Annotated in this window: 21 protein-coding genes; 15 read left to right on the top strand and 6 right to left on the bottom strand. The window is 62.9% G+C overall.

Annotated features, from left to right (window positions below):
- The first annotated feature begins 168 nt into the window (after window positions 1–168).
- Window positions 169–933 carry a UTP--glucose-1-phosphate uridylyltransferase AglF gene (aglF, locus tag AB2U09_RS04830; RefSeq protein WP_459191559.1) on the top strand — a complete coding sequence of 255 codons (765 nt, stop codon included), beginning with the start codon at window positions 169–171 and terminating at the stop codon, window positions 931–933.
- 82 nt (window positions 934–1,015) lie between these two features.
- Window positions 1,016–1,996 (top strand): NAD-dependent epimerase/dehydratase family protein, encoded by a 981-nt coding sequence (locus AB2U09_RS04825; protein ID WP_459191558.1) that lies wholly within the window; start codon window positions 1,016–1,018, stop codon window positions 1,994–1,996.
- A 100-nt stretch (window positions 1,997–2,096) separates the two neighbouring features.
- Here AB2U09_RS04825 and AB2U09_RS04820 read toward each other — a convergent pair whose 3' ends face one another.
- The gene (locus AB2U09_RS04820) at window positions 2,097–3,959 is read right to left on the bottom strand and encodes a hypothetical protein (protein WP_459191557.1); all 1,863 of its coding nucleotides are present in this window, start codon (window positions 3,957–3,959) and stop codon (window positions 2,097–2,099) included.
- A gap of 203 nt (window positions 3,960–4,162) precedes the next feature.
- On the opposite strand from AB2U09_RS04820, the gene AB2U09_RS04815 reads away from it, so the two are divergent.
- The 7 genes from AB2U09_RS04815 (at window position 4,163) to AB2U09_RS04785 (ending at window position 11,659) form a co-directional block, all read left to right on the top strand.
- Entirely contained in the window at window positions 4,163–4,387 is a 225-nt protein-coding gene (locus AB2U09_RS04815; protein WP_459191556.1) for a hypothetical protein, read from the top strand.
- A gap of 394 nt (window positions 4,388–4,781) precedes the next feature.
- Window positions 4,782–5,540 carry an ABC transporter ATP-binding protein gene (locus AB2U09_RS04810; protein ID WP_459191555.1) on the top strand — a complete coding sequence of 253 codons (759 nt, stop codon included), beginning with the start codon at window positions 4,782–4,784 and terminating at the stop codon, window positions 5,538–5,540.
- A 90-nt stretch (window positions 5,541–5,630) separates the two neighbouring features.
- Window positions 5,631–6,770, top strand: coding sequence for an FtsX-like permease family protein (locus tag AB2U09_RS04805; RefSeq protein ID WP_459191733.1), 1,140 nt, complete (start codon window positions 5,631–5,633; stop codon window positions 6,768–6,770).
- Entirely contained in the window at window positions 6,767–7,996 is a 1,230-nt protein-coding gene (locus AB2U09_RS04800; RefSeq protein WP_459191554.1) for an ABC transporter permease, read from the top strand. The genes AB2U09_RS04805 and AB2U09_RS04800 overlap by 4 nt, the downstream gene beginning before the upstream one ends.
- 212 nt (window positions 7,997–8,208) lie before the next feature.
- Window positions 8,209–9,453, top strand: a complete 1,245-nt coding sequence (locus AB2U09_RS04795) for a hypothetical protein (protein WP_459191553.1) — start codon at window positions 8,209–8,211, stop codon at window positions 9,451–9,453.
- A gap of 355 nt (window positions 9,454–9,808) precedes the next feature.
- Window positions 9,809–10,429 (top strand): DUF7504 family protein, encoded by a 621-nt coding sequence (locus AB2U09_RS04790; protein WP_459191552.1) that lies wholly within the window; start codon window positions 9,809–9,811, stop codon window positions 10,427–10,429.
- Between the two features lie 147 nt (window positions 10,430–10,576).
- Window positions 10,577–11,659, top strand: a complete 1,083-nt coding sequence (locus AB2U09_RS04785; protein WP_459191732.1) for a DUF8471 domain-containing protein — start codon at window positions 10,577–10,579, stop codon at window positions 11,657–11,659.
- Between the two features lie 175 nt (window positions 11,660–11,834).
- Here the strand turns inward: AB2U09_RS04785 and AB2U09_RS04780 are convergent, their stop codons facing one another.
- Window positions 11,835–14,042, bottom strand: coding sequence for a hypothetical protein (locus AB2U09_RS04780; RefSeq protein ID WP_459191551.1), 2,208 nt, complete (start codon window positions 14,040–14,042; stop codon window positions 11,835–11,837).
- Window positions 14,043–14,184: 142 nt separating this feature from the next.
- Between AB2U09_RS04780 and AB2U09_RS04775 the strand changes: the two genes are divergently transcribed.
- The 3 genes from AB2U09_RS04775 to AB2U09_RS04765 are packed head-to-tail and all read left to right on the top strand — an operon-like array spanning window position 14,185 to window position 17,161.
- On the top strand, window positions 14,185–15,654 hold the full coding sequence (locus tag AB2U09_RS04775) for a DUF58 domain-containing protein (protein ID WP_459191550.1): 1,470 nt from the start codon (window positions 14,185–14,187) through the stop codon (window positions 15,652–15,654).
- Window positions 15,651–16,160: a DUF8163 family membrane protein gene (locus tag AB2U09_RS04770; protein ID WP_459191549.1), complete on the top strand. Its 510-nt coding sequence runs from the start codon at window positions 15,651–15,653 to the stop codon at window positions 16,158–16,160. The genes AB2U09_RS04775 and AB2U09_RS04770 overlap by 4 nt, the downstream gene beginning before the upstream one ends.
- On the top strand, window positions 16,157–17,161 hold the full coding sequence (locus AB2U09_RS04765; RefSeq protein WP_459191548.1) for a DUF7982 domain-containing protein: 1,005 nt from the start codon (window positions 16,157–16,159) through the stop codon (window positions 17,159–17,161). Before AB2U09_RS04770 ends, AB2U09_RS04765 begins: the two co-directional genes overlap by 4 nt.
- Before the next feature lie 136 nt (window positions 17,162–17,297).
- Here AB2U09_RS04765 and AB2U09_RS04760 read toward each other — a convergent pair whose 3' ends face one another.
- The 4 genes from AB2U09_RS04760 to AB2U09_RS04745 form a co-directional block, all read right to left on the bottom strand.
- Complete coding sequence (locus tag AB2U09_RS04760) at window positions 17,298–18,278, bottom strand: AAA family ATPase (RefSeq protein WP_459191547.1); 981 nt, start codon at window positions 18,276–18,278, stop codon at window positions 17,298–17,300.
- On the bottom strand, window positions 18,271–19,377 hold the full coding sequence (locus AB2U09_RS04755) for a DUF4350 domain-containing protein (RefSeq protein ID WP_459191546.1): 1,107 nt from the start codon (window positions 19,375–19,377) through the stop codon (window positions 18,271–18,273). Before AB2U09_RS04755 ends, AB2U09_RS04760 begins: the two co-directional genes overlap by 8 nt.
- Complete coding sequence (locus tag AB2U09_RS04750; RefSeq protein WP_459191545.1) at window positions 19,378–19,650, bottom strand: DUF8044 family membrane protein; 273 nt, start codon at window positions 19,648–19,650, stop codon at window positions 19,378–19,380.
- A gap of 128 nt (window positions 19,651–19,778) precedes the next feature.
- Window positions 19,779–21,485 carry a hypothetical protein gene (locus tag AB2U09_RS04745; RefSeq protein WP_459191544.1) on the bottom strand — a complete coding sequence of 569 codons (1,707 nt, stop codon included), beginning with the start codon at window positions 21,483–21,485 and terminating at the stop codon, window positions 19,779–19,781.
- A gap of 213 nt (window positions 21,486–21,698) precedes the next feature.
- Here AB2U09_RS04745 and AB2U09_RS04740 point away from each other — a divergent pair, with 213 nt between their 5' ends.
- The 3 genes from AB2U09_RS04740 (at window position 21,699) to AB2U09_RS04730 (ending at window position 26,173) form a co-directional block, all read left to right on the top strand.
- Window positions 21,699–22,787: a glycosyltransferase family 4 protein gene (locus AB2U09_RS04740; RefSeq protein ID WP_459191543.1), complete on the top strand. Its 1,089-nt coding sequence runs from the start codon at window positions 21,699–21,701 to the stop codon at window positions 22,785–22,787.
- Between the two features lie 1,170 nt (window positions 22,788–23,957).
- Window positions 23,958–24,695, top strand: coding sequence for a hypothetical protein (locus AB2U09_RS04735; RefSeq protein WP_459191542.1), 738 nt, complete (start codon window positions 23,958–23,960; stop codon window positions 24,693–24,695).
- A complete protein-coding gene (locus AB2U09_RS04730) occupies window positions 24,692–26,173 on the top strand; it encodes an oligosaccharide flippase family protein (protein ID WP_459191541.1) in 1,482 nt (493 codons plus the stop codon). Before AB2U09_RS04735 ends, AB2U09_RS04730 begins: the two co-directional genes overlap by 4 nt.
- Window positions 26,174–26,198: the final 25 nt, after the last annotated feature.

The raw sequence follows: 26,198 nt of genomic DNA, 5'->3' as shown, positions 1-26,198 counted from the left end.
ACCGAAACGGTTGGTGCCGGCAACTTCCAGCGTAGCACGATCAGCGGCCCCAAGATCCGGCCGGCTCCTATCGACAGGGCCTCGAAACCACGCGCCTGCTGACACCATACGAACGGGGATCGACGACCTTCGACAAGAGTTATACCTCAGGGTACACGATTCGGACGTATGCAAGCCGTCGTACTCGCCGCCGGTGAGGGGACCCGGCTACGGCCCCTCACCGAGGACAAGCCGAAGGGGATGGTCGAAGTCGCAGGCAAGCCCATCCTCACGCACTGCTTCGAGCAACTGGTCGAGCTGGGTGCCGACGAACTGCTGGTCGTCGTCGGCTACAAGAAACAGGCGATCATCAACCACTTCGAGGACGAATTCGAAGGCGTCCCGATCACCTACGCGCACCAGCGCGAGCAGAAGGGGCTGGCACACGCACTGTTGACCGTCGAGGAGCACATCGACGACGACTTCATGCTGATGCTCGGCGACAACATCTTCCAGGCGAACCTGGAGGACGTCGTCAACCGACAGGCCGAGTCCCGTGCCGACGCCGCCTTCCTCGTTGAGGAAGTCCCCTGGGAAGAGGCGAGCCGCTACGGCGTCTGTAACACCAACAAGTACGGCGAGATCACCGAAGTCGTCGAGAAGCCCGACGACCCGCCGTCGAACCTCGTGATGACCGGCTTCTACACGTTCACCCCGGAGATCCTCCACGCTTGCCACCTCGTCCAGCCGTCTAACCGCGGCGAGTACGAGATCAGCGACGCCATCGACCTGCTCATCCACTCCGGCCGCACCATCGACGCCATCCGTATGGACGGCTGGCGCACCGACGTCGGCTATCCCGAGGACCGAGACGCCGCCGAACAGCGGCTCCAGGAAGCGGGCGTCGTCGACGTGGACGACGAGGCCGACCAGGCCGACGCGACTGCGGAATAACACTCCGATCGGCATCCCGCGTCCGGGCGACGGACGTACCGTTGCGATGGCTTTTTCTCCCGTTGGGTAAGTGATACGATTAATGGATATTCTGGTCACGGGTGGCGCCGGGTTCATCGGCGGCCACCTCGCGGAGACGTTCGCCCGCGACGGCCACGACGTGGTCGTGCTGGATAACTTCGATCCGTACTACGACCAGCGGATCAAAGAGCACAACGTCGAGGCCGGTCGTGCGGCCGCAGAGAGCAGTGACGGGAGCTACGAACTCGTCGAGGGCGACGTGCGCGATGCCGACCTCGTCGACGAACTCGTCGCGAACGCCGACTACGTGTACCACCAGGCCGCCCAGGCCGGCGTGCGGGCGGACATCAGCCCCCGCAAGTACGACGAGGTCAACGTCGACGGGACGCTAAACGCCCTCGACGCCGCCCGCGAACACGGCGTCGAGCGGTTCGTCCTCGCGAGTTCGTCGTCGGTGTACGGCAAACCCCGCTATCTCCCCTACGACGAGGACCACCTGACCACGCCGGTCAGTCCCTACGGTGCCTCGAAGCTCGCCTCCGAGCGCTATACGATGGTCTACGGCGAGCGATACGACATCCCGGCGGTCGCCCTCCGCTATTTCACCGTGTACGGACCGCGGATGCGGCCGAACATGGCCATCTCGAACTTCGTTTCGCGGTGTATCAACGGCGAGCCGCCGGTCATCTACGGCGACGGCCAGCAGACGCGCGATTTCACCTTCGTCGAGGACATCCTCGCGGCGAACCGGACGCTACTCGATACGGACGCCGCGGACGGCGAAGTGATGAACGTCGGGAGCACGGACAACATCGCCATCGAGACGCTGGCCGAGGAGATCCGCGACCAGCTCGCTCCCGACCTCGAACTGGAGTACACCGAAGGCTACGATGTCGACGCCGACCACACCCACGCCAGTATCGAGAAGGCGGCCGAACTGATCGACTACGAACCGACCTACACTATCCGCGAGGGAGTCAGTGCGTTCATCGAGTGGTACCGTGAGAACCGCGAGTGGTACGAACCGCTCGTTCGCGAGTAACGGCTGCCGCAGCGAGCCGACGGACGGAGCAGTCGCTGTTTCTGCAGTCGGTCGCGGAGAAAGATTCGGTAGACAGAACCGGAAGCGGTAGACCCGCCGATCAGACCCAGAGATAGAACGCGACGCCCGCGAGCGCGGCGCCGACGACGACGACACCGAGGACGACCAGCGGGAAGCCACCCCCGCTCGCGCCGTCGGTATCGGTCGTGTCATTCATGTTTTCCTCCTGGAAACCGGGTGCAGTCGTCGCCGGCGGTTCGGTCGCAGGAGTGTCCGTCTCATCGTCCGGTGCGTCCGTCAGCGTCGCCGTCCCGTCGTCCGACACGTCGTCGGTGTCAGTCTGCACCGAAGCGTCGGTCGACGTGGGCGTCGGACTGACGTCCGTAGACTCGGGCGTCGTCGTCACGGTCGGCGTCTCGGTATCGTCTGCTGCGCCGCCATCGCCGACCCCGCTCGCGTTGTTCTCGTTGTCGTCGGCATCGTCTCCGTTGTCATCGTCGGCATCGTCTCCGTTGTCATCGCCGGCATCGTCTCCGTTGTCATCGCCAGCGTCGTCTCCGTTGTCGCCGTCGTTACCGTCGTCGCCGTTCTCACCGTCTTTACCGTCCTTCCCGTCGTCACCGTCTTTGCTGTCTTTGCCGTCGTCACCTTCGTCACCGTCTTTACCGTCCTTCCCGTCGTCACCGTCTTTACCGTCTTTGCCGTCGTCGCCCTTGTCCTTGCCTTTCTTGGTGATCTCCAGGTTGCCGGTCTGCATGGCCATCTCCTGGCTACCGTTGCCGACGGCGACGTACGTCCAGCGGTAGTCACCGGTCGACCAGTTCTTGAACGTCTGGACCTCGATGGTCGTGTCCCCGTTCGCCCGGCTCACCGCCGTCATGGACGCGTCGAGAACCACGTCGTCGCTCGAGATGTCGACCGTCTCCGCGGACCCAGAACCGGCTTCTTCGCCGACGAAGTCCATCACCGACTCGACGCTAGCCGTCCGCGCGACCTGTCCGTCGCCGATCGAGACGCCCATCACGCTGATGGAGTCTTCGAGGGAAGCGACCCCGTTGACCCCGTCGATGGTCGTCTCCAGAGCGGTGTCCGAATTGACGTCGAAATCCGAGCCGACGTTGTCCTCGACGTCGACGACGAAGCTCTGCCTGACGAACTTCTCCTCGTCGTAGAGGACGATGGCCTGTCGCACCGTCTCCCCCTCGATGGACGTGGCGTTGACGTCGAAGGTCACCGTCTTCCCGCGTTTCACCTTCTTGGGGTGGGAGACGGATCCCGCCGACTTCCGGACCGCAACGTGCTCCATCCCGACGACGGTCACGTTGCCGTCGACCGTCAGCTCGCCGTTCGCGCCGTCGCTCACCGTGAACCCGTCGCCCGAGTTCTTCAGCGCGACGACGTAGAAGTAGTGACCGCTCTCGGAAGTCGTGTCTTCGAAGGAGAGGTCACCGTTCGCGTCGAGGGTCGCCGAGTCGTCGATCTCCGTGAAATCCGCGTTCTCGCTCGCGTTCTCCCGCGTGATCGTATCGAGCGCGTCCGAGAAAGTGTTCGGAACGGACTGGTCGCGGTCCTCGTCGAGGTGCACGCGCAGTATCTCCACCTCCTGGTTCCCGAACGTCTCCGAGTTGCCGTTGGCGTCCGAGAGGTCGAACGTCAGGGCGACCGACGATCCGGGCTCGTAGACCCCGATCGGGTCGCGGTTGAGGTTGGTTTCCTGTCCGTCGGGCGAGCGCGCACGCCAGTCGGCGTTCGGGATCGTCTCAACTGCGTCTTCGGTGTCGGCCCGGAGCGGGAGGAACGAACGCTCCCACGCACTCACCTGATCGGTGACTTCGAACGTCTCGTCTTCCGGGGGCGGTGCTTGCTGGCCACTCGCCGCTGCGAGGGGCACTTGGAATAACGAGACGACAACTAACAGCGCCAGGATGCTGGCACCGAGTCGTTGTCTGTTTCTCGATATCATAGTTCCCAATTCATGTAACAGTAACTTAATTTTTCGGCCGGCATCTGAGATCAGCAGTTTTGTTACGGCAAGGCAAGCGAAAATACGGTGTTCGTTACAACGGTACTGGCGAGCACAGATCGAGGTACAATGAGAGCCAACCCGACACATTCGACGAGTTCGATCGAGTCGCAGACCAAGTCGCTTCGCCCGTGTCTCGAAACATGAAGCAGTTGATTGGGACGATATCGGTCTTCGTCGCGTTCGCCGTTGCGCTCCTGTTCATCAACGTCTGGTTCGTCGCCTCTTCCGGCGCGTGTAACATCGGGTTCACCGTGAACGCGTTCGGCGAACAGTGGCTCGAGTACATCCTGTGGCTCTTCGTTACGCCCCTCCTCGTACTCGGGTTTCATTACACGCTCGAAGCGGCCGGGTACATGAACTCGTAACGGCGACTGTAACTACCGAATAGACGCCACCACCGATCGTTTCCTTCCGCTCATTCGTCCGGTTATCCGTTCGAACGGCAGTTTACGGGGAGTCGATTGATCGTCCCGACAGCACCGTGGCGGGGTTGTGACTGCTACCCCACTCGTTACACCGTGTAACAGCGACGGTGCAACGACCGACGGCAGCGCTTCAAGAGCGACGGAGTAATTGCAAAGGCGATGGCTGCCCACGTCGGCGCGCTCCCGGTTTGAAACGGGTATCAATCCGACGCACGCCGACACCAAACAGACGTAACTGGCACGTAAAACGATACAAGGCTATTCAGTTGGTAATTAATACATTCCAGTTGGTACGAAAGACGTATACGGACAGCGGGAGCACAGACGCCAATCCATGGCTGAGCCGGACGCGAGCAGGACCGAGGTGGCCGGACCAGCCGCCGTCGTCCGGGGAGTCGACCTCGTCCGGGAGTACGACCGGGGAGGCGGAGGGCTCCTGAGTCGCGGGGTGACCCCGACCGTGCGAGCGCTCGACGGCGTCTCTATCGAGATCCAGCCCGGCGAGTTCGTGGGGATCGCCGGGCCGAGCGGGAGCGGGAAGTCGACGCTGTTGCACCTGCTTGCGGGCCTCGACGTCCCGACGGCCGGCACGGTCGAACTCGCCGGCGAGGACGTCGAGTCGTACGGCGAGCGGGGCCGAGCGCGACTCCGGCTCGAACACGTCGGCATCGTCTTCCAGCGCTTTCACCTGTTGCCGGCGCTCTCTGCACGGGCGAACGTCGCGCTACCGCTCGTCGAGGTCGGTCGCCCGAAATCCGAGCGCCGCGAGCGGGCGAGCGCGCTCCTAGCGGAGGTCGGACTCGGCGACCGGACGACCCACAAGCCCGGACAGCTCTCCGGGGGCGAACAGCAACGGGTCGCCATCGCACGCGCGCTCGTGACCGAACCCGAACTCCTCATCGCCGACGAACCCACGGGCGAACTGGACTCGGAGACGAGTTCGCAGGTCCTCTCGGCGCTCAGCGAGCTCGCCGACGAGCGGGCGGTCGTACTGGCTTCTCACGACCCGCAGGCGCTGGAAACCTGTGATCGACTGGTCCGCCTCCACGACGGGAGCCGGCGCCGCGAACGGGCGGAAACGGAGTTACGCTGACGGATGGCCGCGATCCGCCGCACACTGGCGCTCTCTGGCCTCGCCGTCCGTCGGACGGTCGGACGGTTTCGAACGTCGCCCCAACGGCTGGTGTTGAGCGTACTCGGTGTCGTCCTCGCGGTCGGGCTGATGGTCGCGGTGACCGGGATCGCCGTCGGACTCGCCTCGGAGTCGGTCATCGCGAGCGACGAGACGGACTACTGGATCGTCCCCGAGGAGTCGAACGTGCAGTCGGTCGTCGTCTCGACCGGGGGCGTCCAGCTGAGCGAGGTCCACGACACGAGCGGACGGATCGCGACCGACGAGCGAGTCGACCATTCGATCCCCGTCTTACTCGAGTTGCTGCCCGTTCGGGACCCGGCCACCGGAGAGCGAACGTACGTCCTCGCGGTCGGCGTCGTCGCGAACCCCGACGCGGAGATCCTCGGGCTGTCGACGGACGGGCTGACGCCGGGCGACCCGCATTACGCCAACGGAAGTTACGACGGCCCGTGGACCGGGGAAGCGGTGCTGAACGACGCCGCAATCCAGACGCTCAACGTCTCGACGGGGGCGACGCTCGACTCGGGGCGGACGAGGGACAACCAGTCACTGACGGTTGCGAACGTGACGAGCGGCGACTCCGCGACCGCGTTCGGGCAGGTTCCGGTCGCCGTCGTCCACCTGAGTGAACTGCAGGCGATCACGGGTGCCCAGAACGGCGACCAGGCCGACCAGATCCTCGTCTCGACGAACGACCCGGCCGTGAAAGAGCGGCTACAGGGGATCTACCCGCGGACGACCGTCGTCGAGCGAAACGGGCTGGCCGCCCAGCAGGTGTCCACGTCGAACCTGCCGCTCGCGATCGCCGTGAGCGCGGTCGTGACGGCCGTCGTCGTCGGCGTGCTCTTCGTCACGACGCTGATGGGGCTGGAGGTGACCGCCGACCGCGAACACCTCGGGACGCTCGCCGCCATCGGCGTCAGTCGGCGCTCGCAGTCTGTCATCGTCGCCGTCGAGACGGTCACTGTCGCCGTCGTCGGCGGCCTCGGCGGACTGCTCCTCGGACTGGCCGGAATCGCCGGTCTCAACGCCGCCGGTCAGGAGTTCCTCGGTATCGACGACATCGCGGCGTTCGACCCGCTACTGGTCGGCTACGCGCTGGTGATCGCCGTCGTGATCGGGTTGCTCGGCGCGGTGTATCCCGTGCTGTTGAGCCGGCGGACGGACGCGCTGGAGGCGGTACTGTGAGAGTGCTCTCCCGGTTCCGGGCGCTGGTCGGGGTGGCCGTCGCCCATCTGCGACACGAGCGCCTCCGGACTGTGATCACCATCTTCGGCGTGGCGATGGCCGTCCTCGCGGCCATCATGCTCGCGAGCGTCGGCCTCGGCGTGATCGACACCGGCCAGCAGAAGTTCGCGGAGTCCCAGCAGGATCTGTGGATGACCGGCGGGCCGATCGAACTCCAGCCCGGAACCGTCGGCGGGTTCCAGAACTCGGTGGTCGATTCACACCGGATATCCAACGATATCAGCCGACGGGACGACGTCATCACCGCGGCGCCGATGATATTCCAGTCCGTGTACGCGGGGCGGAACACCTCGGAGTTCGAGACGATCGTCGGCGTCGGAGCCCCCGACAGCGGGGAACTCATCTCCCTGTCCGCCGGGCGGATGTTCAGCCGGGGAGACGTCCACTACGCGAACGGGAGCTACGACGGACCGATGAACCGGGAGGTGATCATCGACAGCCGGACCGCGGAGTTGCTCGGCGTCGGGGTGAACGACACGATCCACCTCGGGGGGACGCTCGCCACGGCCCGCCAGCAGGAGTTCACGGTGGTCGGCATCTCGCCGACGTACTCCCAGTTCGTCGGCGCGCCCACGATCGTCCTGCAGCCGAGCGAACTCCAGGAGATCACCGGGACGACCGCGAGCGACCGGGCGTCGTTCGTGCTGATCCGCGCCACGGACGGCGCGGAGGTCCCGCAACTCGAATCGGAGCTCTCTGAGACCTACCCCGGGTACACGATCCGGACGAACGAGGAACAGATGCGCTCGATGCTGGAGGACCAGGCGGTCGTCCTCGCGAGCGGCGCGAGCCTGCTCGTCCTCGCCGTGGTCGCGGGCGTCCTCCTCGTGATGAACATCCAGCTCTCCTTCGTGTTCCGCCTCCGGGAGTCGTTCGCGGCGATCACCGCGCTCGGCTTCTCGCGGCGGTCGCTCACGACGATCGTGTTCCTCTACACGCTCTGTGTGGGCGTTCTGGGTGGGCTCCTGGGCGGTGGGCTGGCCGTCTTCGGTGTCCGCCTCGTCAACGCGGTCACCGAGGCGCTGACTGGATTCGAAGACGTCGCCTCCCTCTCGCCGCGACTCGTCGGCGGTGGGCTGGTCCTCGCCATCGTCGTGAGCAGTGTCGGTGGCATCGCGGCCAGCCTCTACCTCGCCAGGCTCAACCCGCTCGACAGTCTGCGGTGAACCGCACCTCGATTCCCTCCTTCGTGTTCTGCACTGGTCGAGCGAGGGCCGGTCGACGTGGACGTAACACTACGCAAAACAGTAGAGCACGACATCGCATTCGTACGGCACGTTTCATCCCATGTACATCGTTCGAACACCCGTCTTTCGCGGTCGTTTCGTTCCCCCGTAGGACATCCATACTTATCCAAGAGGCCACCACAAGTCGCACTATGCGCCTCCAGTCGACAGCGGTGGTCGCGATAGTCGCGATAACCGTCCTCGCAGTCGTCCCGTCGTCGCTCGTCGCTGCCAACGGCTACCAGATCAGCTCGGGCGACGCCGATTCGATGCCGGAACGGACGGTCGAGTTCCAGGACAGCACGTTCACCATCGACTCGCTGATCACGGCCGATCCCGGTGACGAGGTCAGCGTCGACGTCTCGGCGCCGGACGAGGTGTATCGCGTCTACATCTACAACTCCGAGGAACAGATCGTCGATTCCAAACGGGGCGATGGGGGCGACCAGAGCTTCACCTTCGACCTCAGCGGCTACGACCCCGGTTCGTACCCCATCACCGTCTACCACGACGGTGACTACATGGCGGTCCAGCCGCTCGTCGTCGAGGGCTACGACGTGAGCGTCGACGCGCCGTCGAGCGTCGAGCAGGGCGAGACGGCGACGGTCGAGATCGAAGTCGACCAGACCGCCGCGAGTTCGTCGCCGGCGCACGTGCGCGCCGTCGTCGCGAACGACGACGAGGAGCTGGTCGTCGACGCCTCCGAGTCGGGCGGCACCTACGAGGCGACGTTCAACGGGAGCGAGCTGAACACCGGATCGTACACCGTCTACGGCGCCGCACAGGGCAGCACCACGATCATGGACCGCAACGAACTGCTCGGCGTGAGTGGCAAGTCGTCACTATCGGTCGACGAAGCATCGACTGCAACGCCGACCGCCACGCCAACCCCCAGCAACGACGGAGGGGGCGATGGCGGTGACGGCGGTGACGGCGGCGCCGGCGGTGGCGGCGGTGGCGGCGGTGGCGGCGACGGCGGAGCGGCCGAGGACACCGAGACGCCGACGCCGACCGCGACTGCGGAACCGAATTCGACCGACGCGAGCCCGACGCCCACGGCGACTGCCACGCCGACGGCGACGGATGCCTCGAACGACGAGACGCCGACGGATACGCCGGTCGAGACGACGACGACCGACACGCCGACCGAGACTGCGACGGTCGAGCCCACCGACACCAGTACTGACGTCGTGGAGACGACCGAACCGCAGACGCCCACGGACACGTCGACGGCCACACAGACCGACGACGGAATCGAGCCGGCGAGTCCGGAGTCGCCCGCCAACACGGCGGAAGAGGCGCAGACGGGGACCGCGGACTCCGGTCCCGGCTTCACGATGGTCGGCACCGGACTGGCCGTCCTCGCGGGCGCCATCCTGCTGATCAGGCGGGACTGAATCGAGTCGACTCATCACATTGACCTGTCGGGTGGGGGCCGCTGATCGCATTTTTTCGATTCGTTCACGGCACCGGGATCGAACAGATAATTCCGCCGATTTCTGAGCCGAGAGCGCCGACATCGCCGGGTCGGTGGGGGACTTGATCGGACGATTCACGCATCGATGGCGAGTTGGCTAGCGAGGAGGGATCGATGGCGTCGGTCCGTCGCCGACGGCGACCAACCGCTCGACGGGTTCGACTTCGGCGACGCACGACGCCGGGTACTCGCCTCCGAAGCCGGGAGAGACCGGCTTCCTCCGGGATACGTAGATTTATGGACACGAGCGCGAAACAGTGACGTAATCCGGTTACATGAGTTCGATCACCGAACGGGCCGGGGCGTCGATCCACCCGGGCGACAATCTGCTCGTCATGTGCCCGTCGTTCAGGGGCGACGAGCCGCGAGCCTGTCTGGAGTTGCTGACGCCGGCGCCGCCGGCCGACGTGTACGCGCTCTCGGTCCTGTTCACGCAGTCTCCCGGCGACCACCTCGACGCCTGGCAGCGCCAGGTCGGTTCGTTGCCGGCCCGCAGCCGCATCGTCAGCGTCGACGCCGATGCGCGTTCGAGCGCGTCGGAGCCGGATGCGGGCGACCCGGCTGTCGAGCGCGTCACGTCGCCCCAGAACCTGACACGGCTGGGCGTCAGGATCACCGACTGCCTCGACGAGTGGGGAGAGACGGCGCCCGACCAGCAGGTGTCGGTCTGTTTCCAGTCGGTCTCTACCCTGTTGCAGTACGTCGAACTCGACAAGGTGTACAAGTTCCTCGACGTGCTCACCGAGCGCTGTCGCGCAAGCGGAGCCGTGTCTCACTACCATCTGGACCCCCACGCACACGACGACGAGACCACCGAGCGTCTCGTCGGGCTGTTCGACGGGGTGTTCGAGTACGCGGACGGCGAGTGGTCGTATCGCCAGCCCGCCGGGAAGTGAAATCCTCCGGGACGGGTGAGACTCCCCGATTACGGGCCCGTATGGGGCGCTGCGGGGCGGCCGTGAGGAGGGGATTTATTGTCATCAGCCGAACTATCCACTACCGTGGACGAAACGCCGACCGCGATCGACGAGGACCTCAGCCCGCTGACGCGGGCCGTCCTGCGGCTGCGCTGGGGACTCGGAAACCTCCCCGCCGACCTCGCCGCGGTCGTGGCCATCGTGTTCGTGACCGACGTCGCCGCGCTCGCACCCGTGATCCGCGACACGCCGGTTCGAACCGCCGTCGGTCTCGCCTTCGCCATCTTCGTGCCCGGCTACGCGTTCATCGCCGCGCTCTTTCCGGAGCGTGGCGTCTCGCCGCTGCTTTTCAGGGACAGTGAACTGGACGGCGATACTGACGAGACAGGGAACGGTGACGAGGCGCACCGCGAGTCCGTCGGCGAGAACGCCGAAGACGCGGTCGCGGGTGCCGACCGCGGCATCGACGGCCTCGAACGCGTCGCGCTCTCCTTCGGTCTGAGCATCGCGATCACGCCGCTGATCGGCCTCGCGCTCAACTTCACGCCGTGGGGGATCCGGCTGGTGCCCATCCTCGCGAGTCTCAGCGGATTTAGCCTCTTTGCGGCCGGCATCGCCGCCTACCGCCGGTGGAAACTTCCGGCAGAAGAGCGGTTCCGGGTGCCCTACCGCGAGTGGGCCGCCACAGCCCACGCGGAACTGTTCGAACCCGCCACGCGGACCGACGCCGTGTTGAACGTCGCGCTCGTCGTAAGCATTCTCCTCGCTACGTCGAGCGTGGGATACGCAGTGCTTGTCCCGCAGAACGGCGAGCGCTTCACCGAATTATACCTGCTGACCGAGACCGACGACGGGGAACTGGTCGCAGACAACTACCCGACGGAGTTCACCGTCGGCGAAGGCCAGCCGCTCGTCGTCGGCCTCAGTAACGAGGAACACGAACGGACCGACTACACCGTCGTCTCGCAACTCCAGCGCGTCGCGGTGGCGAACAACTCCTCGACGGTGATGCGATCCGAACGGCTGTCCACGTTCGAGCGGACGCTCAGCCACAACGAGACGTGGCACGCCAACCGGACCGTGACGCCAACCTTCGAGGGACAGAACCTGCGAGTGCTCTTCCTGCTGTACCGCGGCTCGCCGCCGGACGATCCCACCATCGACAACGCCCACCGCGAGACGCACCTCTGGATCAACGTCACCGCCTGACCGGACGAGTGCGGATCACGGCGGTCGCCGCCGCGATGACGAAACGTGTACGAAACGTTCGCCCCGGAAAGCGCCGGGCGTAGTCTGTTTCGGACAACACGATCACGTAACGGCCTATCCACACTCTCCTCGCCGTTCGAGATCGGACGTGGGCGCGGGAAGGAACGGGCGACGTTCAGTCGGCCGTGCTCGACGACCACTGCGCGTCGACGGTTGCAATGAGGTCCTCCGCGTGGGAGGTGGTAGCCTGCGGCCCGAATTCGACCGCCTCGTAGGCCTCGACGAGGGCGCGGACGGCGTCGAGTCGTTCGCCGTTCATCCCGTCGGCACGGCAGCGCTCGAAGAACTCCCAGTGGGTGTCCGATTCGGCAGCGCCGACGTCGGTCGCCACGTGACCGCGGAAGTGCTGGTACGCGAAGCGGACGGCTGCCGCCCGGTCGCCCGCCGCGAGAAGGGACTGTGCCGGCGCGAGGTCGAGTTGGTCGTCTACCACCGGGTCGCCGCCGTTGCTCGCTACCATGGCTGCATCAGCCGCCGGACTCGGGTCGGGATCTGCGCTGTCGTCCAGTCCCGTCGGGTCGGCGGTGACCATTGCCGACTGATCGACGCCGCTCCCACCCGTGTACCGTCGCCTGACCACGAGTAACACGGCGAGCAGCACCACGAGGGCTCCGAGCCCGACGAGCGCGGCGGACGGGAGGTCGTTGATCGGTAGATAGCCCAACAGAAGCGAGCGAATCGATCCGGCGTTTCCGGCGGCGACCGACTGTGCCCGGTACTCGACGGTCGCCGTCGCAGACGATCCGTCGAGGTTCGTTTCGCTCCCGTCGAAAGATGCGCTGACGGAAACGGTCTCCTTGCCCGTTACATTGAGCTGGCTGCCGTCGGTTTCGAGGCTGTACGAGCCATTCGGCCCCGTAGTGACCGTCTCAGCGACGGCGTCGCCAACGGATATCTCGACGGGCTGTCCGCCAGTGGCCGGCCCATCTGCGGTCGCCAAGGTGCCGTTGACTGCAATCGTGCTGCCAGTCGTCTGCGCGGCGTCGACAGTCAGATCCGTCGCGGTCGAGCGAACAGTCAGCGATTCCGAGACCGGGTCGGCCGTGACGGCCCTGTTCGGCCCGCCCGCCGAGAGCGTCAACGACCGGTCCCCATCCGAGACGTTCGCTGGAAGCCGACCGCGGGCCGTTGTCGTCCCCGATCCGTCAGTGATCGCGTGGCCGAGTTGCACGTCGTCGGCAGCGGCGTAGATAGTGACGCCCTGAACTGCTCTCTCGTCGACGGTGAGTCGGGCAGTCGCGTTCACCCGGTCGCCGAACGCCGCCTCGTCCGTCGCCTGCTCGACCGACAACGTCCCCATCACTTGCTCGACGTCGACGGCGACGGTGTCGTTTGAAGCGAGGTATTCAGCGGTGTTCTCCGGGTCGTAGCGGATCTGGAGCGCGGGGCGGTCGGTCCGGATCGTCCGCGGGCGGTAGGTGATCTGGAAGCGACCGTCGGCGTCAGTCTCCGCGGTGTAGGTCCGGTTCGCGATCCGGAACGGGACGGTCCGGTCGGCGACGGGCTGGCCCTCCTCGGTGGTGAGCCGTCCGGTCGCGCGCAACGGGTCGGTGTAGGAGATGGTGGCCGACTCGGGTGACACCTCGAGCTGGGTTCCGGTGAACAGCCGCTCGTCGACTTCCTCCTGGCGTTCGGTGACGTTTTCGGTGACGTTCTCGATGCTCGTGACCGCGGGCGTCATGTCGGTCCCGGTCCGGTTTGCGAGGGTACCGTACTGCCCGACGACCGTCCGATTGAGTCGCTGGACGTCCGAGGCGAGGTCCTGAAGCTGGCGGGCGTGCTCGCGCGCCGCTGCCTCGTCGCCTTCCTCGACGGCCTCCTGGTACTCGTCGTAGGTCTCCTCGTAGCTGCGGACGCGGTCGGTGAGGTTGCGCTGGCTCCGCTGGGCCTGGCGGAACGAGTCGTCGCTGTCGTCGTCGCTCTCGCCGTCTGTCTCGCCGATCACGTCGACGTACTGTTCGAGCCGGGAGTCGTACTCGTCGCCGACGAGCGAACTGGCCTGTTCGTATTCACCCTGGTCGAGTTCGACGGCGCCGGTCGATAGCCGTTCGACCATCCGGTTCGACAGCCACTCGCGGACGCCCAGCAGGTCGCCCTCCCCCGAGACGTTCTCGGGGTTGTCGTGCTGGCGCGTCGAGTTGTTCTCCTGGACGGCGAGCGGCGCTGATCCCGCATCGACGCCGAGAGTCGACGGACCGCTGGGTGAGGTCACCCCATCACTCGGTTGCGGAGCGGTCACGACCGCTCCGGTTGCGGGAACGCCGCCGGCGACGACGAGGAGAACGAAGCCAAGCGCGGCCAGCGTTCGGTGTCGACCGACCATTTTCCGATCTGAACAGTGTCAATAGATGGATAAAACAGTTCCGCTTATTACGCACGGAACGGCGTAACTACGCTGCGTACCGGTGACGTACGGGTACAATGCACCGGTACCCTCAACTACGCGGGCGCCGAGAACCGAACCAATGCGACCTACGAAGCGGTTCTGGGTGCTCGCGGCCCTCGCAGTCGCAGCCGGCGGCTGGGCGGTCACCATTGACCGGCCAGTCCTGCTCGCCGGCGTCTGCGGCGTCTGCGCGTGGCTGCTCGCCCAGCAGTACCGCTTTGTCGCCGCACTTCGGGAGACAGCGGCGTCGCTGGAGGTGTCCCAGCGCAGTTCGACCGCGCGGACGGTGACCGACGCGGCGACGTACCTCACCGTCACCGCGCAGTCGGAATCGGCGAGTTCGCTCGCGCTGACCGTCGACCCGGACCCACCCGTCGCTGCCGATGGAACCGTCGAGACGCTGCGGCTGAAGCCGGGAGGGACGGACGTGGAGGGCACCTACGAGTTCACCTGGCCCGTCGCCGGCACGTTCCGCATCGGGGCGCCGACGGTGACGGCTCGCGACCCCCTCGGTCTGTTCGAACAGCGGCTTCGGCCGTCCACCGAGCAGCCGGCAGTGACCGTCGAGGCGCGACGCCCCCAGACCGTCCACGTCGGCGAGGGCGGCGATCCCATCACCGCCGGCTTCGGTGAGCACGAGAGCGGGCAAGCGGGCCGGGGACTTGAACCTGCGGAGGTCCGGAAGTACGTCGCCGGCGACGCCGCCCGCCGGATCGACTGGAAGGCGACCGCGCGGCTCAACGAGACGCACGTCCGGGAGTTCACCAGCCAGACCGACCGCGAAACGCACCTGGTCGTCGACCACCGCGCGGGGACGGCCGGTGGCCCGCCCGGCGAGTCGAAACTCGACTACGCCCGCCACGTCGCGCTGGCGTTCGTCGACCACGCCGAGGAGGCCTCCGAGCGGATCGGCTGCCAGACCGTCGGCGACGAAGGCCTCACTGGCCTGTTCGAACCGCGTACCGGCCTGGAACACCTGCGCCAGATCCGGCGGCACCTGAACGCCATCACGCCGACGGGACCAGCCGAGACGGGGGATGCGGGCAGCGACCGGAGTGCACGGCGCGTCCGCGAATCGTCGACGCCGACAGCCCCCGAGCGCGTGCGAGTCACCGGTCAGCGCCTCGCGGGAGACGATTCGGCGTTCGCATCCGGGGTGGGTCCGTTCTTCGACCGCCCGGATGCGTACGTGAGGACGATCAGCGACCGGCCGCTGTTCCGTGCTGTCGAGACCGCGCCGCCGCGGGTGGCCGGCTCGCAGTGGACTATCATCGTCACCGACGACGAACGCCGGACGGAACTCCGGGAAGCGGTCAAGCTGGCGAGCGACCGCGGCCCCGTCCTCGTGTTCATGACGCCGACGGCGCTGTTCCGGCCGGGCGGTCTCGAGAATCTCGACGCCGCCTACGACGCGTACCTCGACTTCGAGGAGTTCCGCCGCGACCTCACGTCGCTGCCCGGCGTGACCGCCTTCGAAGTCGGACCCGCCGACCGGCTCTCGACCGTCCTCGCGAACGCGCCCGACCGACGAACGGTGAGACAGCGATGAGCCGAGCAACCACTCGAACGACCGACGACCGAGGGGAATCGGAGGCGACGAACATCGATTGGACCGACGGCCGCTGGCGCTCCGGAGTGGACGCTCTCGTCCTTATCGCGGTCGGCGCCGCGTTCTGGTGGGTCGCGGGGATCCCGGGCGTGGTCGCGACGGCTGCGCTCGCGGTCGCCTGGTTCGTCCTGCCGAACGTCGCCGTGTTCGTCGCCGGCGTGGTTGCGACGGCCGCACTCGTTCCCGAGGAAACGCCCCGGTTATCGGTAGCGCTACCGCTCGTCGCGCTGGGTGGACTCCTGCTGACGTCGACGATAACCGGCGATCGACTGCGCGACCCGCTGACAGTGCTTCTCGCACTCGCGCTCGTGGGCGCGGTCGCCGTCGCCGCGTATACGCTCACGAACGTCCTCTGGATGGCAGTGGTCGCGGTGCTGGTCGCGAGCGCCGCCGGGTTCGTATCCCTGGATTTAATCGCCCTCTCCGAGTTCGGTGAGAACAGATGAGCGGCGACGACGTACGCGACGGCGCCGATCCCGCGGCCGGGAGCACCAGCGTCCGCGAGAACGGCTCGCACCCGACGGCTGACGGCACGCCGACGACGGCGGATGCAGAGAGACCGTCGACAGCCGCCAACGGGTCGAACGGTTCGACGGCCTCGTCCGGATCCGGCGGGTCGGCCGAACGCTCCCGGGACGAACTGGTCGTCGAACTGGAGCGATTGCGTGAGCGAAATCGTCGACTACAGGCCACCTACGAGCGGGCGCGGACGGCACAGTACCGACGTACTGCGGTCGGACTGGCCGCGCTCGGCTTCATCGGCGTGGTCTGGGCCGCGCTGATACCGAGCCTCCGGGATATACTGCTGGTGCTCGGTTCGATCGGACTGTTCGGCGGCTTGCTGACGTTCTACCTCACCCCCGAGCGCTTCGTCGCCGCGGACGTCGGTCGGGGCGTCTTCGAGACGATGGCCGACGACCGGGCGGCGCTGGTCGCCGAACTCGGACTCACCGACCAGCGCGTCTACACACCAGTCGGCGACGCTAGCGAGCGAGTCCGACTGTTCGTCCCGCAGTACGAGGACTACGAGTTGCCCGGCAGAGACGCCCTGGCGGACTCGCTGGTCGTCCCCGCAGCGGAAGCGGGTCGCGGGGCGACCTTTGCGCCAGCGGGACGACCGCTCTACGAATCGTTCGCGGAGGCGCTCCCCGACGAGCCACCGGAGCAACCCGGCCCGCTGGCCCAGCAGGTGGGCGACGCGCTGGTCGAGCAGTTCGAACTGCTCGACCGGACGCGCGTCGACGCGAGTGAAGCGGGGCGGCTCACCGTCGGCGTGAGCGAGACGGTCTACGGTCCCGCCGACCGCTTCGACAACCCCGTCGTTTCGCTGTACGCCGTGGCGCTGGCGCGTGCGCTGGACCGACCGGTGAGCGTCGAGGTCGACGCTGTCGAGGACGGTCGCGACGCGCATCTGCTAACCGTCCGGTGGGACGGCGTGGAGTACTGAGGGGGTACTGGCGACCGGATGTTGAGCTGTGCGGACTGCGGGAAGATCCTCGTCCGAGATCCCGAACGTTCGAATTGAGAACAGTGCTGGTTTTGCAACAGGGGAGAGCGCTCGTCCGGAAATTCCCGAGCGCCGTTCAGTCCTGTTCGACGGGCTCGGCCGCGGATTGTTCCTCGCCGCCGGGCGGGACGACGGAGTCGAGGACGTCGGCGACGACTTCCGCGCGGTCTGCCTCGCCGAGTTCCGCCTCGGTGCTCAGGATGAGTCGGTGGACGAGGATGGGTTCGGCCATCGCCTTCACGTCGTCGGGGATGACGTAGTTACGGCCGGAGATCGCCGCGCGGGCCTTGGCAGTGTTGAGGAACGCGAGCGTGGCACGGGGCGACGCGCCGTGGGACACGTCCGGGTGGTCGCGCGTCGCACCGACGACGTCGACGATGTACTCCTCGACGCTCTCGTCGACGTGGACGTCCGCGACGATTTCGCGAGCGCGCTGGAGATCACCGCGACCGACGACCTGCTCGACGTCGTCCGGCGTCAGCGTCGGATCGTCGTGGAACCGTTCGATGAGCGAGAGCTCGTCGTCGCGGGAGGGGAGATCGACCCGGACCTTTAACTGGAATCGATCGCGCTGGGCTTCCGGGAGTTCGAACACACCCTCCATTTCGATGGGGTTCTGCGTCGCAACGACCATGAACAGGTTCGGAAGGGGATAGGTGTCGCCCTCGATGGTCACCTGGTTCTCCTCCATGGCTTCCAGCAGCGCCGACTGGGTCTTCGGCGTCGCGCGATTGATCTCGTCGGCGACGACGATGTTAGCGAACACGGGGCCGCGCTGGGCCTCGAAGTGGCCCGTCTCTTCGCGGTAGACCTTCGTGCCCGTGATATCCGCAGGTAGCGTATCGGGCGTCATCTGGATGCGGTTGTAATCCAGGCCGGTCGCCGTCGCGAAGACGTTGGCCAGCGAGGTCTTCGCGACCCCCGGAACCCCCTCGAGGAGAACGTGGCCGCGTGTCAGCGCCGCGATCGTCAGCAACTCGATCTGCTCCTCCATGCCGATGAGAAGCGTCCCGATTTCGGCTTCGACGTCGGCGTACAGCTCCGACGGGTCAGTCATTGGTTTCCCCTTCCGCTGTCTCGTTGATAACGCTGTCCGTCACCGTACGGACGCGCTCGGGGTCCCAGTCGGGATGGCGCTCGCGGATCCACCGCTCGAGTGCCGACCGGTCGGTGTACTCTGATTCCCCCGCCAGCGTGGTTCGATCGAGTTCGTTCGCGGGCCCTCCGGGAGCGATCCACTGCCGGATCGCACTCGCCAGACTCGTCACCTGCGTCAGATACACGACGATGACGACCAGCGAGAGGCCGACGGCAGTCTGCAGGAGAGGAGAGTCCCGGAGGACGAACTGCGCGCGGACGAGCGGTGGCAGGGAATCGAGGTGTGAGGTGTCGACGAGTCGGGTGCCGTGTGCGGCGAGCAGGTTGCGCGCGAACTGCCGATTGCCCGGTCGTTCGAGCATCGCATTGATGAACAGGCTCGGGTCTCCGACGGCGACGACTTCCCCGTCGCCGAGCTGTTCGATCGTTACGACCGGGTACTGTTGCATCGTTTCGCTCTCGTCAAGCTCGCCGTTCCGGTTTACGTCGATGTAACTGTAGTTCGTCGTCGTCGCGAGGGCGGTCGCGTTCCCGGGTTCGACCGGCGTCCCGCGGTTGAGCGTCAGCCGGTCGGCGCCTGCCGTGTAGGGGTGATCGGTGAGATTTGGGGCGAGCGGGAGCGGCGGCGTAACGTCGTAATGGTGTTCGTCGCGGAGCAGGTCACCGTCGAAACGCGCCTGTGCGCCGATGTCAGCGAGGAGCGCGTTCGACTCGGGGCCGAAGTCCTCGGCCACGACGAGCGTGCCGCCAGCGCGGACGAACGACTCGACGCGCCGGGCCTCTCGCGTGTCGTACTGGTCGTCGGGTGAAAGGACGAAACTGACCGACCCGTTCGGCGGGTGATCCGCGTAGTTGCTCGTGTTCCGTATCAGGGTTGTCTCGCCGCCCCACTCCCCGGGGATGTCGCGGAGTTCACTCGCGCCGTCCCACGCCGAGTTGTAGGCACCGAACGCCGTCGTCGAGGTGAGTCCGCCATAGAGGAGCGTGATCGCAAGGACGACCGCAAGGGAGACAGCGATCAGGCGTGGGTAGGAGATACGGCGCCACGGTCGAGTCATTTATATCACCCCCGGCGGCAAGGTAGCGAGGAGCCGCCGAACCACAAGGTAGCCGAAGACGAGCAACCCGAGGGCGACGACCCACCTGAGTCGGCGCCGCCACCGCGGTGTGACTGCGACCGGTGTCGCGAGGTCGATCGTGGCGAAAAAACCCATGAGCGAAACGATGAAGAACAATTTGAGCGTGAGGGCGTCGAGGAGAACGAGCACCAGTGCTGTCGCGAGCATCCAAGCGAGGTTTCCGTGGATAAAGCGGCGACGGTGACGATTCATCCGATTTAGAGAGGAGAACGGCTAAATAAAATAGTCTTGCATCGTTCGAAGGGTACGTCGCTCGTCCCCGGCTCACCGCTTCCGTATTTCGCGCCCCTGGGTCAGAGAGCGCGCTCTCGAAGGCGTCCTCAGTCTACGGCATTCGAGACCGTGAACCGACCCGAATCGTAGACGATCTGAACCCCCTTCCCGTGCCTGTATTTGTCGGCCTGGTACGGGGAATAGAGTTTGGCTCTCGCCGTGAGATGAGGTCTCGACCAGCGATGCTTTTTGTAATCGTACTCCTTCAGAACGTAATACTCCCCCGCTCCCGAACTCAATGTCCCGCGAGCACCGCCGGATCTGATGTACGCGAGCTCTTCGCGGGAGTAGTCGCTGAAGACGTCGGCCCCCTCGATACTCGAAGTCAGATACATGTACATCTTCGACGAAGAGTCCTGATTCGTGATGGTCGCATTCCCCGTATCCAAATGTTCGATCACCCAAGTGTCACCCTGTTCCTCCGCCTCTGTGAAGTGATACTGGCTGTTGAACGTATTTACGACGGCCAACGTCGACGAAACGACAATCCCGGCCAAGAGGAAGGCAAAACAGATGCGAAAGAGGAGGCTACGTTCGTAGTTTCGATAGAGCGTCCACAACGAGTTACCGACGATTATCACAGAGGCGAAAATGAGATACCGAGCCGCACGGATCGGATTCCCGACGATCAGGTCGAAGAGGAGGAAAGCGACCGCAAAAAACAGTCCGATCACGAAGTGCAAGGACACCTCGACTCTGGAGCTAGTCGGGACGTTCGGATCCCGATTTACCAGATAGTCGACGAAGTATGTACCTATCCACAGGACGGAGACTACGGCAAACAGGAAAATAGGGCCATATCGATTCACGAACCCGATGCTAACTTGCACGTAGTTGACCGCTTCGACGACAGTTTCCGACTGGCTCTCCGCAATAGAGGTAGTGCTGCCGTAGAGGTACGACGAAATGATCCCCGAGATCTTCCCAGACGTACTCGAATATATCATATGCCAAGTGAGGAAAGACACCAGTAGGAACAAAATCGGGGTCAGGGCCTGTCTACCAGTGTTCGAGAAGACGTACCTCGACAGGATTACAACGACGAGAGAGACAAACAATATCAGCGCCGTCATCGGGTGGAAAAACACGATATAGACGGAGAGCACCGACAGGATGAGCGTGTATCGTTTCCCCCATTCGGTAATCGTACTATTTTTATACACGTATAGAACGAGGGGAACGAACATAAACGAGAGTAACGCGGGATGAGTCGTCGTATGGAACGAGAGAAAGATCAGCGTAAGAGCCGGCAAGAATCTGAACAACTGCCCGGACCCGTACGACCGCTTTATATATAGATAGACTGAAGAGAGATAGACGATCAGGAACACCAGAGAGAGAACGACAGTTACAGATCGGACAGACAGATCCGACAGATAATGGAAGGTGGATATGAGGATATGGACGATCGGATAAAAGTTCGTTTCGTGGATGAACCCGGACTCCACGATCGTGTTCGTATACGCGAGATGAGCTAACACGTCCGCCCTGTCTCGCCCGTAGAGCCAGTACCCCCTGAAAAGTGGTAGCAGTAGCAAGATGGAGTACGAGAGGAGACAATTGACCACTAAAACGACCAGTCTTGTCTTCGATATTTTGGTGAAAGCATACGAATATAGAGGGTAAGCCGGCATGAGAGCAATCAGGATCCATAGAGCTACAGGATAGGCGTTGTAGAGTGACGCTTCATACGATGGCGCTGGACCGGTTATCAAAACGATGCCGGAGATGACCGCTAACGAGATGGAGCTCAAGAAGGAGACAAAGTGTGACCGTCTCATAGGTAGCCGTGGCGCCCCCCGAAAGAGAGACAGAAAGTCATAGAGGGAGGTGCGGAGGGGGAGACCTTAAATATTTTCGAGGAAATGTAATTATCTACATAATTTCTCTCTCGACGGAATGTCCGACAAGAGAGGCATGCCTGATTCCAAAAAACTAATCTTCCGGGCCAGATAAGTCTTAATTAAATGAAAGAAAGGAGAATCTGTTTTATCTCTCCGAATGCGTACGGTTACTTCGTCGACGACTACGAGATGGCAGGTGGGGGTGCCGAACGGCAATTTTATTACATTTCGGAGTACCTCTCCACCGACTTCGACGTGCGATTCATCGTCGCCGATTTCGGCCAGGCAAAACGAGAGGAGTTCGATGGGATCACGCTGCATCGGTCCCATTCGCCGGACGATCCGAGGTACAAAGTGCTGATGCGGTATTGGCGGGTAATAAACGAGATCGATGCGGACGTGTATATATATCGCGGGGCTCCTCAGGGTGCGAGTATTCTCTATCCGATCGTAAAGATGCAGGGAAAACAATGGATATACCATATCGCGAACGATCAGAATATTTCCGGCAGGCCGGAGAAACTCAATCCGGTCTTCCAGCGGTTGTTCCATCGATGCATGGAGAACGCTGACGAAGTGATCGCCCAAACTGACAAACAATCGCGGATGATAAATACTCGGTACAGCACCGAACCCACGGTAATCGAGAATGGGTATCCCAGCGTTTCTGGGCGGTGTACGAGGGGCCAACGGGACTCATTCATCTGGGTGGGGAGAATGGAGAGAGAACAGAAGCAACCCCATAAATTTGTAGAACTGGCGGACCAAGTGCCCGGCTACGATTTCAAATTGATCGGGCCGCCTTCCAGTTCGAAGGAATATCAGTCACAAGTGGAAGAAGCAGTCGCCGAACATGCGAACATCGAGTATCTGGGCGCGATAGATCCGGACAATATTCACGAGTATTTCAAGAGTGCCATCGCGTTCGTGAATACGTCCCAGTACGAGGGGTTCCCGAACACGTTCCTCGAGTCCTGGAGATACGGGACACCGGTTCTAAGCCTCGAGATCGACCCAGAGAGGTTCCTGCCTCAGGACGGGTACAGCGATTCAGATGGGGACGTTGACCAATTGGCTACCGACGTAAAGGCCATCGCCGAAGACAGCTCCTACGATACGATTTCGACCCGCATCCAGAGCAGATTCGAAGAGAGCTACACTATCTCGCAGATCGGCGAGAAATACCAGGAGCTGCTCGAGCGGAGTCTCTAGGATCACTTATACAGCCCGCAACAGGGCAGTACACAGGAAAATCACGACCCCGCCCGCAATAAATAGGAGCAAACCAGGGAGTGGATAGACGAAGTTCAGCGAGTACGACAATACTGCCAACAGGGAGACAGGCACCACTAGAGCGACGACGAGAGGAAATCCCCAAGATCTTGGGCTCAGCCCGATCTCTTCCATGTGTGTGGGAGTGATTGTACATGACTCAGAACCATCAAACTTCTGAACAGGGAGAACCGAATTTACTCGGCAGACACGGATCTAAATCAAACGGGTGGATGGGTGACTCCACCAGGACTACACGACCGACGATGATGTTACATTTCGTCGACGACGAACGGCCAGAACCCTCAACACGTATTTCGGGCAGCGCCCATTCGATGCCTCATCAATAGAGTGCGATGACGGGACCGAGGCCGAGAAAGTGAAGCGCGGTTGTAGCACACACGGAAGGATTATGACAACGGTGACTCCGGAGGAGTTACCTCGATAGGCCGGGGTGCCCCTCGAACCGCTTCACCGATCGTAACGAGGAGATGCTGTCTACCGGGGGTAACTCTGTCGCCACGACACCGCGCGGAGACCGAACGTGAGTTGGAACAAGGCTGTACCCGATAGAATCGGACTTTCGTTTCGCTGTCGGTTCCCGTCGAAGACTTCGCTCCGCAGATAGCGAACGACGTAGGGGTCTAACTCCGAATTCGAGACGCGTCGAATCGTCCCGCGATCGTCGAGGTGAGTGGCTACCGTCGACGCTAGTTCAGGCCGTCTGCAACAGTTCGATAACTATCCGCCGGATCGACGTGAGGCTACGGTCGAAGTAGCCCTCGTTACGTCCGACCAGACCACGGCATCGACATCGGAAGGTCCCCGCCGAGACAGTAAAACGCGATATCCAGTGCGGTAACGCTCCGATCTGCGAGACTGAGCGGAACGAGAACGAAAGAGAAGGGCAAATTATTCATTTGAGTGGGATGATCTTCGACTATCGCAATGTTCAGTATTTCCAAGTTGTATCGTGGGCTACGAAATCCTCGCACCGCAGCCTGGGAATTATCGAGTATCTATCATCGCCAAGTCCGCGGACGAACGGGGATTGACGTCGTAGAGGCGGACTGGGACAATCTTCTCATATTAGACGCCTGTCGATACGATATGTTCGAAGAGATGAACACTATCGATGGAACCCTTCGAGCGGTCACGTCCCGGGGTTCCGATACAGCCGAGTTTCTGATGGAGAACTTCAAATCGGATTCGAGTAAATACGACGAGATAGTCTATATCTCCGGAAATCCGCAGACGAAAGCCCAAGACGTGGACGGGCTGTTCCACGAGATGATCCCCGTTTGGGCGACGGACTGGGACGACGAATTACGAACGGTGCACCCATCGGTGATGGAAGACCGCATCCTCGAGATACACGAAGAATATCCACAGAAGCGACTTATCGGCCACTTTATTCAGCCCCACTACCCATTTATCGGAGAGACCGGCTCGCAGTTAGCCCATCGAACTCTCCACGGGGAGGGAGAGATCGAGGACCCCGGCGACACCAGTGAATCGATCTGGGCGCGTCTCCAGAAAGGAGAGGTAGAGGAAGACAAAGTGTGGGAAGCCTACAGGGAAAATCTGGAGTTGGTAATCCCTCACCTGCAATCGCTGGTGGAGGAACTGGACGGGAAGACAGTTATCACGTCGGACCACGGAAACGCTTTCGGCAGATTCGGACAGTACGGTCATCCGACTCGCCGCTTCCTCGAAGAGCTGGTGAAGGTACCGTGGTTAGAAATCGAATGCGAGACCCGGAAGACGATCTCAGCCGGTGAAGTGACAGAGAGCGATATTTCGGACTCGAAAGTCGAAGACCGGTTAAGTCATCTCGGGTACAAATGAGTGTCGTCCGTAAAGTATTCTCAGATTCAGCATTTACTGCGGTTCGGTCTATCGTTTCCCTCGCCCGCGGACTCGTCGTCGTCCCTCTAATTACGAACTTGCTCGGAGTAGACAGTTATGGGATCTGGGTAACGATATTCTCAGCTGTCGGCTTGGTCAGTTCCACGGCGGGACTTCACCTCCACGGGTCGTTGATCCGGTTTACAGACTCAGAGGTCACAGAACATCAGACATATAGCGACGTGATATTCATGTCGACCGTCATCGGATTTCTCGTCGCAGCGTTGCTGCTCGGACTCGGGCAGGTCGTCGATCTAGCGCAACTCATCGGAGAGGGGCTTCCGAGTCAGGCGACCCTGATCGTATTAGTAGCGTTTCTCGTTCCGATGCGGATCCTTTTTCGGATTAACATCAATTTCCCACGAGCGATAGGCCACGTCAAGGTATACGACTCCGCACGGCTGTTCCGTGACTTCCTGGAGACGATAGTGTTAGTCGCTGTTTTCATGCTTGGAAGGGGTATTATCTGGGCGATCGGGGCCCTGCTGGCTCTCTTGGTAGTGATCAATGTCTCCCTGACACTGTTCATAGCGTACCGCTTCAGCCTGCCGTCCCCCGACCCGTCGAACTTCCGCCGGTATCTCTCCTACGGCGTCCCGATGATACCAAAGCAATTTTCGACGAAGTTACTCAAGCACACCGACAAGTATCTGTTACTCTATTTTCTGGGTTCGTCGACAGTGGGGGTATACGCTATCGCTCAGGCAATAAGTAAGCCCCTCGTGAAGTTCATCAGTATTTTCAACCCCACTCTCTACCCGACGATCTCGAAAGAATGGGATGCGGGAAATCTACAGACGGTTTCCGACGTCTACGAGAATATCTTCCGATACTATACTATCTTCGGGATTCCGGCCATGGTCGGGATCGTCGTCCTCTCCGATCCGATCATCTCGTTACTATCCACTTCCTCGGCCGCTCAAGACGCGTCCCATCTCGTTCCGATATTCCTCATCGGCTATTTCATCCACGGATACGACAACTCGATCAGATACGTCCTAACTTCCGCTAAGCGGACCGAAGTGCTCGGGGCCACCGTGATACTCGCCGTTGGATCGAATATCATTCTGAACCTCTCTCTTATCCCGAGGATCGGGATGAACGGCGCGGCCATTGCGACCGTCCTCTCTTATCTGTTCATGTTCTCGGTCGTGATGTACTATTCGAAGTCGGAAGTCCCGATTACGTTCCCGAAAGCGACTATTTTACGGAGCATCTCTTCAGCCGTTATCATGGGTGCGGTGCTTTCGAACCTCAACGCTGGCTTGTCCGACATCCTGAAGATAGCCACGTATCCACTGCTCGGCGTCGTAATTTATTTCTCTATCCTGCTCCTGACCGGCGAATTTTCGGGCGAAGAAGTCCGGAAGATCAAAGGAGTCGTCCAATCGAATAAATTCCGCCAATTGTACAAGTGAACCACCCCATCATTGGGATATCTCG

It is taken from the genome of Halosimplex yunnanense (genome assembly GCF_054504345.1).
Note: the sequence above shows the minus strand (reverse complement) of the source record. Positions and strands in the feature narration are given on the sequence as shown.

Coding starts and splice junctions, on each gene's coding strand:
- AB2U09_RS04735 (WP_459191542.1), top strand. CDS start 23,958: ATGTTCGAAGAGATGAACACTATCGATGGAACCCTTCGAGCGGTCACG.
- AB2U09_RS04765 (WP_459191548.1), top strand. CDS start 16,157: ATGAGCGGCGACGACGTACGCGACGGCGCCGATCCCGCGGCCGGGAGC.
- aglF (WP_459191559.1), top strand. CDS start 169: ATGCAAGCCGTCGTACTCGCCGCCGGTGAGGGGACCCGGCTACGGCCC.
- AB2U09_RS04770 (WP_459191549.1), top strand. CDS start 15,651: ATGAGCCGAGCAACCACTCGAACGACCGACGACCGAGGGGAATCGGAG.
- AB2U09_RS04780 (WP_459191551.1), bottom strand. CDS start 14,042: ATGGTCGGTCGACACCGAACGCTGGCCGCGCTTGGCTTCGTTCTCCTC.
- AB2U09_RS04820 (WP_459191557.1), bottom strand. CDS start 3,959: ATGATATCGAGAAACAGACAACGACTCGGTGCCAGCATCCTGGCGCTG.
- AB2U09_RS04760 (WP_459191547.1), bottom strand. CDS start 18,278: ATGACTGACCCGTCGGAGCTGTACGCCGACGTCGAAGCCGAAATCGGG.
- AB2U09_RS04810 (WP_459191555.1), top strand. CDS start 4,782: ATGGCTGAGCCGGACGCGAGCAGGACCGAGGTGGCCGGACCAGCCGCC.
- AB2U09_RS04825 (WP_459191558.1), top strand. CDS start 1,016: ATGGATATTCTGGTCACGGGTGGCGCCGGGTTCATCGGCGGCCACCTC.
- AB2U09_RS04815 (WP_459191556.1), top strand. CDS start 4,163: ATGAAGCAGTTGATTGGGACGATATCGGTCTTCGTCGCGTTCGCCGTT.
- AB2U09_RS04740 (WP_459191543.1), top strand. CDS start 21,699: ATGAAAGAAAGGAGAATCTGTTTTATCTCTCCGAATGCGTACGGTTAC.
- AB2U09_RS04755 (WP_459191546.1), bottom strand. CDS start 19,377: ATGACTCGACCGTGGCGCCGTATCTCCTACCCACGCCTGATCGCTGTC.
- AB2U09_RS04795 (WP_459191553.1), top strand. CDS start 8,209: ATGCGCCTCCAGTCGACAGCGGTGGTCGCGATAGTCGCGATAACCGTC.
- AB2U09_RS04775 (WP_459191550.1), top strand. CDS start 14,185: ATGCGACCTACGAAGCGGTTCTGGGTGCTCGCGGCCCTCGCAGTCGCA.
- AB2U09_RS04790 (WP_459191552.1), top strand. CDS start 9,809: ATGAGTTCGATCACCGAACGGGCCGGGGCGTCGATCCACCCGGGCGAC.
- AB2U09_RS04730 (WP_459191541.1), top strand. CDS start 24,692: ATGAGTGTCGTCCGTAAAGTATTCTCAGATTCAGCATTTACTGCGGTT.
- AB2U09_RS04750 (WP_459191545.1), bottom strand. CDS start 19,650: ATGAATCGTCACCGTCGCCGCTTTATCCACGGAAACCTCGCTTGGATG.